The sequence below is a fragment of the Rhodococcus sp. P-2 genome, assembly GCF_016598535.1.
In the GTDB taxonomy this organism is placed as follows: domain Bacteria; phylum Actinomycetota; class Actinomycetes; order Mycobacteriales; family Mycobacteriaceae; genus Rhodococcus_F; species Rhodococcus_F baikonurensis.
Genome location: NZ_CP066779.1, coordinates 3,634,296 through 3,646,624, shown reverse-complemented (window position 1 = coordinate 3,646,624; position 12,329 = coordinate 3,634,296). Strand labels below are relative to the sequence as shown.

General features: G+C 62.9%; 11 protein-coding genes and 1 pseudogene. All 12 read left to right on the top strand.

Going from position 1 to position 12,329, the window contains the following annotated elements:
- Window positions 1–108: 108 nt before the first annotated feature.
- The 12 genes and pseudogenes from I7X09_RS17330 (at window position 109) to I7X09_RS17275 (ending at window position 12,325) form a co-directional block, all read left to right on the top strand.
- Window positions 109–930: an SDR family oxidoreductase gene (locus tag I7X09_RS17330; protein WP_166812716.1), complete on the top strand. Its 822-nt coding sequence runs from the start codon at window positions 109–111 to the stop codon at window positions 928–930.
- On the top strand, window positions 927–1,730 hold the full coding sequence (locus I7X09_RS17325) for an enoyl-CoA hydratase-related protein (RefSeq protein ID WP_124568118.1): 804 nt from the start codon (window positions 927–929) through the stop codon (window positions 1,728–1,730). Before I7X09_RS17330 ends, I7X09_RS17325 begins: the two co-directional genes overlap by 4 nt.
- Window positions 1,717–2,937, top strand: coding sequence for an acyl-CoA dehydrogenase family protein (locus I7X09_RS17320; protein WP_019745701.1), 1,221 nt, complete (start codon window positions 1,717–1,719; stop codon window positions 2,935–2,937). The genes I7X09_RS17325 and I7X09_RS17320 overlap by 14 nt, the downstream gene beginning before the upstream one ends.
- 1 nt (window position 2,938) lies before the next feature.
- Window positions 2,939–3,721, top strand: coding sequence for an SDR family oxidoreductase (locus I7X09_RS17315; protein ID WP_200313123.1), 783 nt, complete (start codon window positions 2,939–2,941; stop codon window positions 3,719–3,721).
- The gene (locus tag I7X09_RS17310; protein ID WP_200313122.1) at window positions 3,714–4,748 is read left to right on the top strand and encodes a phosphotransferase family protein; all 1,035 of its coding nucleotides are present in this window, start codon (window positions 3,714–3,716) and stop codon (window positions 4,746–4,748) included. The genes I7X09_RS17315 and I7X09_RS17310 overlap by 8 nt, the downstream gene beginning before the upstream one ends.
- Before the next feature lie 45 nt (window positions 4,749–4,793).
- Window positions 4,794–5,552: a 3-oxoacyl-ACP reductase FabG gene (fabG, locus tag I7X09_RS17305; protein ID WP_019745698.1), complete on the top strand. Its 759-nt coding sequence runs from the start codon at window positions 4,794–4,796 to the stop codon at window positions 5,550–5,552.
- 34 nt (window positions 5,553–5,586) lie between these two features.
- A complete protein-coding gene (locus I7X09_RS17300) occupies window positions 5,587–6,780 on the top strand; it encodes an acyl-CoA dehydrogenase family protein (protein WP_003943047.1) in 1,194 nt (397 codons plus the stop codon).
- Window positions 6,777–7,874: an acyl-CoA dehydrogenase family protein gene (locus tag I7X09_RS17295; protein ID WP_200313121.1), complete on the top strand. Its 1,098-nt coding sequence runs from the start codon at window positions 6,777–6,779 to the stop codon at window positions 7,872–7,874. The genes I7X09_RS17300 and I7X09_RS17295 overlap by 4 nt, the downstream gene beginning before the upstream one ends.
- A 31-nt stretch (window positions 7,875–7,905) precedes the next feature.
- Complete coding sequence (locus I7X09_RS17290) at window positions 7,906–8,889, top strand: NADPH:quinone oxidoreductase family protein (protein ID WP_095972765.1); 984 nt, start codon at window positions 7,906–7,908, stop codon at window positions 8,887–8,889.
- Window positions 8,890–8,969: 80 nt separating this feature from the next.
- A complete protein-coding gene (locus I7X09_RS17285; RefSeq protein ID WP_124568121.1) occupies window positions 8,970–10,169 on the top strand; it encodes an acetyl-CoA C-acyltransferase in 1,200 nt (399 codons plus the stop codon).
- Window positions 10,166–10,951: pseudogene (locus I7X09_RS17280) on the top strand (RhlG family 3-oxoacyl-ACP reductase). The gene I7X09_RS17285 and the pseudogene I7X09_RS17280 overlap by 4 nt, the downstream one beginning before the upstream one ends.
- Before the next feature lie 174 nt (window positions 10,952–11,125).
- Entirely contained in the window at window positions 11,126–12,325 is a 1,200-nt protein-coding gene (locus I7X09_RS17275; RefSeq protein ID WP_200313120.1) for a DUF4185 domain-containing protein, read from the top strand.
- Window positions 12,326–12,329 lie beyond the last annotated feature (4 nt).

Genomic DNA, 12,329 nt, shown 5'->3' with positions numbered 1-12,329 from the left:
GACCGTCACGATTCGACGGTTGAAACTGACGCCGGATTCAACTATACATGAGGGGAGACGTGGATCACTGTCAGCGCGTAGGTATGACGCAAGCGAGAGGAATCGCTCATGAAGGTTGCCCAGAAGGTAGCAATTGTCACCGGTGGCGGCGGGGGGATCGGCGGTGCGCTGGCCGAGCGACTGGCTGCCGAGGGCGCTCGCGTCGTAGTGGCCGACCTCGACGGAGCGGCGGCGTCAGCGGTAGCCGAGGCGATCAACGAGGAGCATCCCGGAGCGGCCGTGTCCGCGGGTGGCGACGTCTCCGACGAGACGGTCATTGCAGGCTTGATCGCGCAGGCGGAGAAGGAATTCGGCCCGGTCGACCTCTACTTCGCCAATGCCGGCGTCACCGGAGGCATGGGCCTCGACATCAGCGAGGACGTCTGGGACACGACGATCGACGTCAACGTTCGCGCTCACATTCGCGCTGCCAGGCTCCTCGTCCCCGGTTGGACCGAGCGCGGGGAGGGCTACTTCATCAGCACCGCCTCTGCGGCCGGCTTGCTCAGCCAGGTCGGCTCGGCCGCGTACTCGGTGACCAAACATGCCGCGGTCGCATTTGCGGAGTGGCTCTCGATCACCTACGGAGATCAGGGCGTTCGCGTCAGTTGCCTGTGTCCGATGGGCGTCAACACCAAGCTTCTCTACGAAGGCGAGAATTCCGGCGATCCGGTCGGCAAGGCCGCAACCGGAGCCGTGCTTGCCGCCGGCAACGTTCTCGAGCCGGCTGAATGCGCCGAAATCGTTCTGGCCGCAGTAGATGCCGAGGAATTCCTCATCCTTCCGCACAAGAACGTGCTGGACATGTACCGGCAGAAGGGCGCCGACTACGACCGTTGGCTGCGCGGGATGCGTCGGTACCAGGCGTCGCTGCTCGCGGGAACGCGATGACCGAGGAACTCGTCCTCTCCGAGCAGAGAGGCGCGGTGCTGGTTCTGACATTCAATCGGCCCCGCGTTCTCAACGCGTGGACCAACGAGCTCGAAGATCAGTACTACGACCTTTTGGCCGCAGCAGACGAAGATCCCGGTGTCCGAGCAATTGTAGTCACCGGCTCGGGCCGCGGATTCTGCTCGGGGGCTGACCTCGGCAATCTGAAGAACGTCGGCGGCGTTTCCGAAAGTGATCTGGTCCGACCGCGAGACCGTGATTTCCCGACCACCATCCGCAAGCCGCTGATCGCTGCCGTCAACGGCGTCGCCGCAGGCCTCGGAATGGTCGAGGCTCTGTACTGCGACGTTCGTTTCGGTTCGAGTGCAGCACGATTCACTACCGCGTTCGCGCGTCGAGGCCTCATTGCGGAGTACGGCATCTCCTGGATGTTGCCCCGATTGGTCGGTCACAGTCGAGCAGTCGATCTGCTGCTTTCAAGCCGGATGGTGGATGCCGACGAGGCGTACCGCATCGGTTTGATCGACCACCTGGTCACCGGCGGTGACGCTCTGGATGCGGCGATTGCTTACGCCGAGGACATCGCGGCCAACTGCTCGCCGACGTCCCTCTCCGTCATCAAGTCTCAGATGAGTGCCGACGCGCACTCGACCTTCACCGATTCCGCCAGGCGTGCGGAATCGCTGATGCTGAATGCATTTCACGGCCCGGATGTCGTCGAAGGCGTCAACAGCCATCTCGAACATCGAGCCCCCAATTTTCCTTCCCTCTCTGTCAGGAGTTCACATGTCAGTGTTTGAGTTCTCGGATCGCACCAAGAAGTACCAGGCCGAACTGCTCGATTTCATGGACAAGCACGTTTATCCGGCCGAAGCGGTCTACGAAGAGCAGATGCGTGAGTCCGGTAACCCGCACTTCCAGCCGCCGATCATCGACGACTTGAAGAAGGAAGCCAAGGCGCGCGGGCTGTGGAACCTCTTTCACCCGCATCCCGAGTGGGGCCCCGGCCTGACCAACCTGGAATACGCACCGCTCGCGGAGATCATGGGCCGCAGCCACCTGGCTTCCGAAGCCACCAACTGCGCCGCTCCGGACACGGGAAACATGGAGGTGCTCACGCTCTTCGGCACCGACGAGCACAAGGAGAAGTACCTCAAGCCGCTTCTCGAAGGCGAAATCCGTTCTGCCTTCGCGATGACCGAGCCCGAGGTTGCCAGTTCCGACGCCACCAACATCCAGCTTCGTATGGACCGTGACGGCGACGAGTACGTACTGAACGGCCGTAAGTGGTTCGCTTCCAACGCTTTGCATCAGAACTGCAAGGTTCTGATCGTCATGGGCAAGACCGACTTCAATGCCGCCACCCACCGTCAGCAGTCGATGATGGTCGTTCCGATCGATGCTCCCGGCGTCACGATCCTGCGCAACTTGCCGGTCTTCGGCTACCAGGACCGTGAAGGACACGGCGAGATCACCTTCGAGGACGTGCGTGTCCCGGCCAAGGACATTCTTGCCGGCGAGGGCGAAGGATTCGCGATCAGCCAGGCTCGCCTCGGACCCGGCCGCATCCACCACTGCATGCGTGCAATCGGAATGGCCGAGCGCGCACTGGAACTGATGTGCAAGCGCGCATCCACCCGCATCACCTTCGGAAAGCCCGTCAGTGACAACGCGAATATCCAGGACTGGATCGCCGAGGCTCGTATCGACATCGAGATGGTTCGACTCCTCACGCTCAAGGCCGCTCACATGATGGACACGGTGGGCAACAAGGAAGCGCGCACCGAGATCGCAGCCATCAAGGTTGCGGCGCCGAACATCGCGCTCAAGATCATCGACCGCGCCATCCAGGTTCACGGCGGCGGCGGCGTCACGGACGACTTCCCGCTCGCGATGGCTTACGCCCACATGCGCACCCTTCGCCTGGCCGACGGCCCGGACGAGGTGCACAAGCGCGCCATCGCCAAGCAGGAACTGCGCAAGTACCGCGAAGTCAAGGCGAACTGACATGGCAGGACTGGATCTCACAGGTAAGACGGCAATCGTCACCGGCGCATCGCGGGGCATCGGCCTCGCGACCGCGCAGGCGATTGCGGCGGCGGGCGGAAACGTCGTACTGACTTCGCGCTCACAGGAATCCGCAGATGCGGCTGCCGCACAGGTGAACGGCAACGCGATCGGCGTCGGCGCTCACGCGACGGACGAGGATGCTGCACGCACGTGCGTCGAGCAGACGATCGAGCGTTTCGGCAGTCTCGACATCTTGGTGAACAACGCGGGCACCAACCCGTCGTTCGGGCCGATCATCAACCAGGATCACTCGCGCTTCGCCAAGACCTTCGACGTCAACGTGTGGGCTCCAGTCCTGTGGACCGGCCTGGCAGCGCGGGCCTGGATGGGCGAGCACGGTGGTTCCGTGGTCAACACCGCCTCGATCGGCGGCATGGCGTTCGAGGCCGGGATCGGTACGTACAACGCGTCGAAGGCTGCTCTGATCCACATCACCAAGCAGTTGGCGCTCGAGTTGTCACCGAAGATTCGTGTCAACGCCGTTGCTCCGGGAGTAGTGAGAACCAAACTCGCCGAAGCTCTGTGGAAAGAACATGAAGAAGAGGTGTCCGCGTCGACCGCTCTCGGACGCATCGGTGAACCCGAGGACGTGGCCGCGGCCATCGCCTTCCTGGTTTCGGATGCAGCCCAGTGGATCACCGGCGAGATCATGACCATCGACGGTGGCCAGTTGTTGGGTGACGCACTCCCGTTCCGGCAGGGAGCGTCCGTCGGTGGCTAGCGTCGGAGTAGTGGGACTCGATACCGAGGCGGTTACCGGGTGGATTACAGGCCTGGGGATCGACTTCACCGGGCCGCTGTCCTTCGATCGAATCGGTTTGGGGCAGTCCAACCTCACGTACCTGGTTCGTGATCAGGACGGTAACCGTTGGGTTCTACGACGCCCACCGCTCGGTCACCTTCTCGCCTCGGCTCACGACGTGGCGCGTGAGGCTCGCATCCTGAGCGCTCTCGAATCCACCGACGTGCCTTCGCCGCGAGTATTCGGGTTGACCGAGGATCCGTCCGTCACCGAAGTTCCGCTGCTTCTCATGGAATTCGTGGACGGCGAAGTCGTCGACCGGATGCCTCTTGCCGAGGCGTTGTCGGAAGAGCGTCGCAGGGCAATCGGAATCTCGCTGGCTCAGACGCTCGCGAAGATTCACGCCGTGGATCTGAAGCAGGCAGGTCTCGACGACTTGGCAAGTCACAAGCCCTACGCCGCGCGGCAGCTGAAGCGGTGGGGTGGTCAGTGGGAACAGTCGAAGACGCGGGAATGCCCTGATCTGGACGATCTCACCCGACGACTCATTGCGGCCCAGCCGGATCACACTGAAACCACGTTGGTGCACGGCGACTTTCACCTACGCAATGTGATCACCTCGGCGAGCAACGGCGAAGTTGTCGCGGCCCTCGACTGGGAACTGTGCACACTCGGTGATCCGTTGGCGGACGTCGGAAGCTTGTTGGCGTACTGGCCGGCGGCTGGGGAGGACACCGGCGGCGATTTTCCGGCGTCGGCGCTCCCCGGATTCCCCTCGCGAGAGGAGATCTCCCGGATCTATCTCGAGGCCACCGGACGGGATCCGGCTGCGCTGAAGTTCTGGCACACCTTGGGGCTGTGGAAGATTGCCGTGATCGCCGAGGGCGTGATGCGTCGCGCTCGCGACGAACCGCAGAATGCCGCCGAGAGCGGAACTCCCACCGTGGAACGTATTGACGCCTTGGTCGCCAAAGCCAGGGAAATTGCAGATCAGGCCGGGATCTGACGAGATCGTCCGGTGTCCGTCGAATCACGAAAGTATGGAGGGCCAGTGAGCCAGGAACGTAGAACCGCAATTGTCACGGGTGCAGCACGCGGAATCGGTGCGGCCGTGGCGAAGCGACTGTCGGAAGACGGTTTTGCCGTCGCCGTGCTCGACCTCGACGAAGCAGCGTGTGCTGGAACCGTCGACGCGATCAAGGCTGCAGGTGGCCAGGGCTTGGCCGTCGGCGCTGACGTCTCCGACGAGGCTTCGGTCGCTGCAGCGGTGGATCGTGTTGCCGCCGAACTCGGTGCACCTACCGTGCTGATCAACAATGCCGGAATCACTCGCGACAACCTTCTGTTCAAGATGAGCGTTGCCGAGTGGGATTCGGTGATGAACGTCCACCTGCGCGGAGCATTCCTCATGTCGCGTGCGGTGCAGAAGTACATGGTGGAAGCCAAGTTCGGCCGCATCGTGAACCTCTCGAGCACGTCGGCTCTCGGTAATCGTGGACAGGTCAACTACTCCGCAGCGAAGGCCGGAATGCAGGGATTCACCAAGACATTGGCCTTCGAGCTGGGAAAGTTCGGCGTCACCGCCAACGCTATTGCACCCGGATTCATCGAAACCGAGATGACCGCCGCAACGGCCGAGCGCATGGGAGTCGGCTTCGAGGACTTCAAGACCGCTGCCGCTTCGCAGATTCCGGTCAACCGCGTCGGTCAGCCCGAGGATATCGCGCACACCGCGTCGTTCTTCGTCAGTGAAGGCGCGGGCTTCGTTTCCGGTCAGGTCGTCTACGTCGCCGGTGGACCCAAGGACTGACCGTCCGCTCACCGCTCGAACCGAAGGAATGGGCATGGCTTTCGACGAAGAGGCAGTATCGCGTGATCTCACCGAGAAGGTGAACACGCTTCTCGCGGAGAACGATCCGAACAGTGTGTCGGTATCGGATTTCCTGGGCGCACGATTCGACGCCGGACTGGCGTGGGTTCATTTCCCCGAAGGTCATGGGGGACTCGGTGTACCGCAGAGCTTTCAGCGGCAGGTGAACGCTCAGCTGGAGGCTGCCGGTGCACCCGGCCCGGCCACCGGCAAGAACGGGATCGGACTGGGCATGGCGGCACCGACCATCGCTGCCTTCGGTACCGAGGAGCAGAAGCAGAAGTTCCTGCGCCCGTTGTGGACTGCGGAGACGGTCTACTGCCAGCTGTTCAGTGAACCGGGTGCAGGTTCGGACCTCGCGGCCGTCGCTACCCGTGCCGTCCGCGACGGCGACGACTGGATAGTCAACGGGCAGAAGGTGTGGACGTCGGGTGCGCAGAACGCGCAGCTGGCGATTCTGGTGGCCAGGACCGATCCGTCACGCTCGAAGCACGCGGGTCTGAGCTACTTCATCTGCGACATGACCGACCCGGGCGTCGACGTCCGGCCGCTCCGTCAGATCACCGGCGAGGCCGAATTCAACGAGGTATTCCTCACGGACGTCAGGATTCCGGACGCCAATCGCCTCGGAGCCGAAGGTCAGGGATGGAAGGTTGCGACAACCACCCTGAACAACGAGCGTGTTGCCATCGGTTCGGGCGCACCGCGTGAGGGCGGCATGATCGGAAAGGTCGCTCAGGCCTGGCGCGACGAGCCCGAGTTGCGTAATCCGGCAATGCACGACGAGTTGATGCGGCTCTGGACCGAATCCGAAGTTGCGCGTCTGACCGGGGAGCGACTGCGTCAGCAGCTCGCCGCCGGCCAGCCCGGCCCCGAAGGCTCGGGAATGAAGCTCGCCTTTGCCGGTTTGGCCCAACAGATTTCGGGTTTCGACCTCGAGTTGCACGGCGAAGCCGGTCTGCGTTACGACGACTGGACACTGCGTCGACCGGATTCCGTCGACTTCACCGGGCGTGAACCCGGATACCGGTACCTGCGAGCCAAGGGCAATTCGATCGAGGGCGGAACGTCGGAGATCCTGCGCAACGTCATCGCAGAACGCGTACTCGGGTTGCCACCCGAGCATCGCGTCGACAAGGACATCGCCTGGAAGGACCTACCCCGATGAGCGCCGATCTGCTGTACTCCGAGACCGAACAAGATCTGCGAGCCAGCGTCAGACGACTGCTGACCGAGCGTGCCGGCGCCGACACCGTGGTCACGGCATACGACGACGTGTCCGCCGACTTCACCGGGCTGTGGAAGTCGCTGGCGTCGGAACTCGGTGTGGCGGGACTGCTGGTACCCGAGGAACTGGGCGGGGCAGGTGCGTCGACGCGTGAGGCGGCGGTCGTGATGGAGGAGATCGGACGCGTGGTCGCGCCCGTTCCGTTCTTCACCAGCGCGGTGCTGGCGACGACGGCGTTGCTGAAGGCCGGCGAGACCGAGGTGCTTGGTCAATTGGCCGCTGGGGAGTCGACGGCTGCTCTGGTCGTCCCGTTGTCCACTGCACCAGGAACTTTCACACCTACTGTCAAGATGACGGCGAGTGGACTCGTCGGCAGCGTCACCACGGTTGCCGGCGTCGCCGAGTCCGATGTTCTTGTTGTCCCGGTTGCCGGTGAGAGCGGCCTGGAGCTGCACACCGTTCGGATCGCCGACGCTACCGTCACGCCGGTTCTGTCCCTGGACATGACGCGCCGTTTGGCGGACGTCGAGTTCGCGGGGTCGCCGTCAGTCCGGGTCGACGGCGGCAATGCGGCGCAAGCGGTTGAGGAAGCGTTGCTCTGCGGAAGTGCACTTCTGGCGTCCGAACAGTTCGCTGTGGCTCAGTGGTGCCTTGAAACGACTCTCGCGTATGTGAAGGAGCGCAAGCAGTTCGGCCGGGCGATCGGTTCGTACCAGGCGATCAAGCACCGCCTGGCCGATCTCTGGCTCGAAGTCAGTTCCTCGGGCGCGGCAGCACGCTATGCGGCGGACACCTATGCACGCGGCGACGACGATGCGGCGATCGCGGCGACGGTAGCCCAGGCATTCTGCAGCGGCGTCGCGGTTCATGCCGCCGAGGAATGCGTCCAACTCCACGGTGGTATCGGAATGACGTGGGAGTATCCGGCGCACCTCTACCTCAAACGGGCGAAGAGCGATCAGTTGTCGCTGGGAACCGCATATCAGCATCGGGCACGCCTCGCCGAGTTGGTCGACCTCCCGATCTCGTCCTGAATCCCACCCACTATCTGTCTGGAGAATTGCTGTGAAGGCTTGGCGCGTCAACGAACTCGGCGAACCCCGCGATGTACTCGCGTTGGAGGAAACCGCGGATCCCACCCCCAGTGCGACGGAGATGTTGGTGAAGGTGCTGGCCGCTCCGGCCAACTTCCCGGACGTCCTCATGTGCCGGGGTGAATACCAGATCAAGCCGCCGCTGCCCTTCACCCCCGGCGTCGAACTGTGTGGTGAAGTGGTCTCGGTCGGTGAATCGGTGACCAAGTTCGCGGTGGGGGACCGGGTGATCGGTAATCCGAGTCTGCCGTCCGGTGGATTCGCCGAGTACTCGGTACTGGATCAGAACAACACGTTCCCGGCGCCGTCGGCTCTCGACGACGCGGAAGCCTCCGCACTGAGCATCGGCTACCAGACGGCGTGGTTCGCTCTGCACCGGCGCACTCAACTGCTCGAAGGTGAAACCTTGTTGGTACACGCCGCTGCGGGTGGTGTGGGCAGTGCTGCAGTGCAACTCGGCAAGGCGGCAGGCGCCAAGGTGATCGGTGTCGTCGGTGGGCCGGACAAGGCGGAGTACGCGCGCAAGCTGGGCGCAGACCTCGTGGTCGACCGTCACAGTGAGGACTTCGTGGCAGCGGTCAAGGAGTTCACCGGTGGCAAGGGCGCCGATGTCGTCTTCGATCCGGTCGGCGGTGACGCATACGCGAAGTCCACGAAGTGCATCGCCTTCGAGGGACGGATCGTCATCATCGGTTTCGCGGGTGGCACGATTCCGCAGCCGGCACTCAATCATGCTCTCATCAAGAACTATTCGATCATCGGACTGCACTGGGGGCTGTACAAAGCCTACAACCAGCAGGCCATCGACGATTGCCACGTCGAGCTCACCAGGCTCGCCGATGCCGGTCTGGTCAAACCACTGATCAGTGAGCGGTTGTCGTTGACGGACGTGGCCGACGGTATCGGCCGCCTCGGCGACGGCACCACAGTCGGTCGCGTCGTGTTCCAGCCCTGATCCTCTGCTGTGCGCCTTTATTAACCCCCGGCGGTTAATAAAGGCGCACAGCACTTCGTGTTCGACGAAAGGTTTCCCCGATGAGGCAAGCTGTCATCGTTTCCACTGCCCGTACCCCGATCGGTAAGGCGTACCGCGGCGCGTTCAACAACACTCAGGCTCAAGAGCTCGCTGCACATGCCATTTCGAATGCAGTTCAGCGCGCGGGACTCGAAGGCGGCGAGGTCGAGGACGTCATTCTCGGCGCTGCGTTGCAGCAGGGATCTTCCGGCGGCAACGTCGCGCGGCAAGCGGTACTGCGGGCGGGGCTTCCGGACTCGGTTTCCGGAATGACGATCGACCGTCAGTGCTCGTCCGGGCTCATGGCCATCGCAACCGCAGCCAAGCAGATCGTGGACGACGGAATGCAGATCGCGGTCGGCGGCGGCGTCGAATCGATCTCGTTGGTACAGAACGATCACATGAACAACTTCCGCGCGGCTGATCCGTGGCTGAAGGAAAACAAGCCGTCGATCTACATGCCGATGCTGCACACGGCCGAAATCGTCGCCGAGCGCTACGGAGTGACCCGCGAGCAGCAGGACGAATTCGCGCTCGTCTCGCAGCAGCGGACCGCAGCAGCTCAGAACGCAGGTCGGTTCGATCTCGAAATCGTCCCGCTGCCCTCGATCAAGCAGGTGCAGGACAAGGAGACGGGTGAGATCCGCAGCGAGTCCGTGACGCTGACCCGGGACGAAGGCAACCGCGCTTCCACCACGTTGGAAGGTCTGGCGAGTCTGCGACCGGTTCTGGCCGACGGTACTGTCAGTGCGAATTCCTCCATCACTGCGGGCAACTCGTCTCAGCTCTCGGACGGTGCCTCCGCTTCCGTGCTGATGGAGGCAGGCGAGGCGGAACGCCGCGGGTTGGCTCCTCTCGGTATCTACCGTGGCATGGCCGTCGCGGGTTGCGCTCCCGACGAGATGGGCATCGGGCCGGTGTTCGCGATTCCCCGCCTGCTCGATCTGCACGGGCTGAAGGTCGACGACATCGATCTCTGGGAACTCAACGAGGCCTTTGCCTCTCAGGCCCTGTACTGCCGTGACAAGCTCGGGATCGATCCCGAGAAGTACAACGTCGACGGTGGCGGTATCTCCGTCGGCCATCCGTACGGAATGACGGGTGCTCGTCTGGTCGGCCATGCACTTCTTGAAGGAAAACGGCGCGGAGCCAAGCTCGTGGTCGTGACCATGTGCATCGGCGGCGGCATGGGTGCTGCCGGGCTTTTCGAGGTCGCATGAGCTTGATCGAGGGACTGTTCGACGTCAGTGGCAAGACCGTTGTGGTCACCGGTGGATCACGTGGCATCGGATACATGATCGCTCGCGGATTTGTCGAAGGCGGTGCGACGGTCGTCATTTCGGCTTGAAAAGCCGAAGCCTGTGACGAAGCCGCGCGGGAGCTTTCGGAGTTCGGCACCTGCATCTCGCATCCGGCCGATCTGTCCACGGACGAGGGGATCGAGAGCCTCGCTGCGAAGGTCGCCGAGATTTCGCCGACGCTCGACGTACTGGTCAACAACGCCGGTGCGACGTGGGGAGCTCCGGTCGACGATTTTCCGGCCGCCGGCTTCGACAAGATTTTCGACATCAACGTCAAAGCCATCTTCCTCTTGACCCAGAAGCTGTTGCCGCAGTTGCGTTCTGCGGCCAAGGCCGAAGATCCCGCGCGCGTGATCAATATCGGATCGATCGACGGACTTGTGGTGTCGGGCTCGGAGAACTTCTCGTACGGTGCCAGTAAGGCTGCGGTGCACATGTTGACGCGCAAGTTGGCAGCGACGCTTGCGGGGGAACAGATCGCGGTCAACGCCATTGCGCCGGGTCCGTTTCCGTCGAAGATGATGGCATTCCTCCTGGAGGACGAGCAGAGCGCAAAGGCTGTGGCGGATTCGGTCCCGTTGGGCCGGGTCGGAACTCCTCAGGACGCTGCAGGTCTTGCAATTTTCCTGGCTTCGCGTGCCGGGGCTTATCTGACCGGCGCGGTGATCCCACTCGACGGCGGTGCGAGCGGAGCGCGCTGACCGTCTGACTGATCTTCTCTGTCCGAAAAGGCCTGAAAGTCTGAACTACTATGACTTTCAGGCCTTTTCGTGTCTTTGTCCGATTGGGTTATCTGTGACTGAGGTTGCTAGATTGTCCGAGGTTCGGGGGGGAACGACGACGACAACACCAACAATCCCGGCCTTGGGGGAGTCATGTTTCGCGCGGGGAGATCGTTGGGAGTGTTCGGAACAGTTGCTGCGATTGCGGCCGCTGCCGTCACGGCGGTGGCTTCGCCGGCGACGGCGGCGCCGGGATGCGTCGGAGTGAGTGGTGTCGGCAGTACCGGAGGGCCGGCCAATGCGGCGCCGTGGCTCAACGGCAACACCGGAGGGTTGCCGGGCCTGTCCGGGCGTACTACCGCGATCGAAAAAGTCACCGGGACATACAGTCCCAACAAGACGGTCGATCGCTTCAATGTTCTGGGCACGGATCTGGGCATCATGTGGGACAACGGTGCCGGTCAGATTCTAACCGCTTTCGGTGACACCACCGGGCTCAGTCGCAACCCCGCCTGCGACGGTTTGGTGGGCGAGTGGCGAAGCAATGTACTCTTCCGCAGCTCGGATCGGGTGCTGGCCGACGGTATGCGCATCGACAGCGCGCCGATGGACGGCGCCGGTCAGGCACGCGAGATCATTGCCGGTCTGAAGGTTCCGGGCGTCGAGGCGTCCAGTATCCCCACCAGCGGCATTGCGGTGAACGGTGTGCAGTATCTGAGCTACATGTCGGTGCGTAACTGGGGTGAGGCCGGGCAGTGGAGCACGAACTACTCACAGATTGCCACTTCCTCGGACAACGGCGAAACGTGGGCCACGCATCCGGAAACGCTGCGCCCCAACATCGGTGGTGTTCTTCCCGCCGGTGTAGGTCCTGTTGCCGGTAGTGAGAACTTTCAGATGAGCTCGATGGTGAAGGATGGCGGGTTCGTCTACAACTACGGAACCCCCGCGGGACGATCCGGCGAGGTTCGGCTTTCTCGCGTCCCCGAGGATTCGATCCTTCAACTGTCCGCCTACGAGTACTGGAACGGAAACGGCTGGATCCGCGCCGATCCAGCTGCGGCCGTACCCGTCATAGACGGCCGCATCGGTGAGGTCTCCGTTCAGTACAACGAGTTCCTCGGCAAGTTCGTCGCGATGTACGCCGACGCGTTCAGTTCGATCGTGATGCGTACCGCGCCCAGTCCTGTCGGTCCGTGGACAGCGCCGGAAACACTGGTCAATCTGGTCGAGGTTCCCGGTATCTACGCTGCCTACATCCACCCGTGGTCCAGCGGTTCGGAACTGTATTTCCTTGCCACCACGTGGGCCGACTACAACGTCATGTTGATGCGTACGACGCTCGTTCGCTGATCCG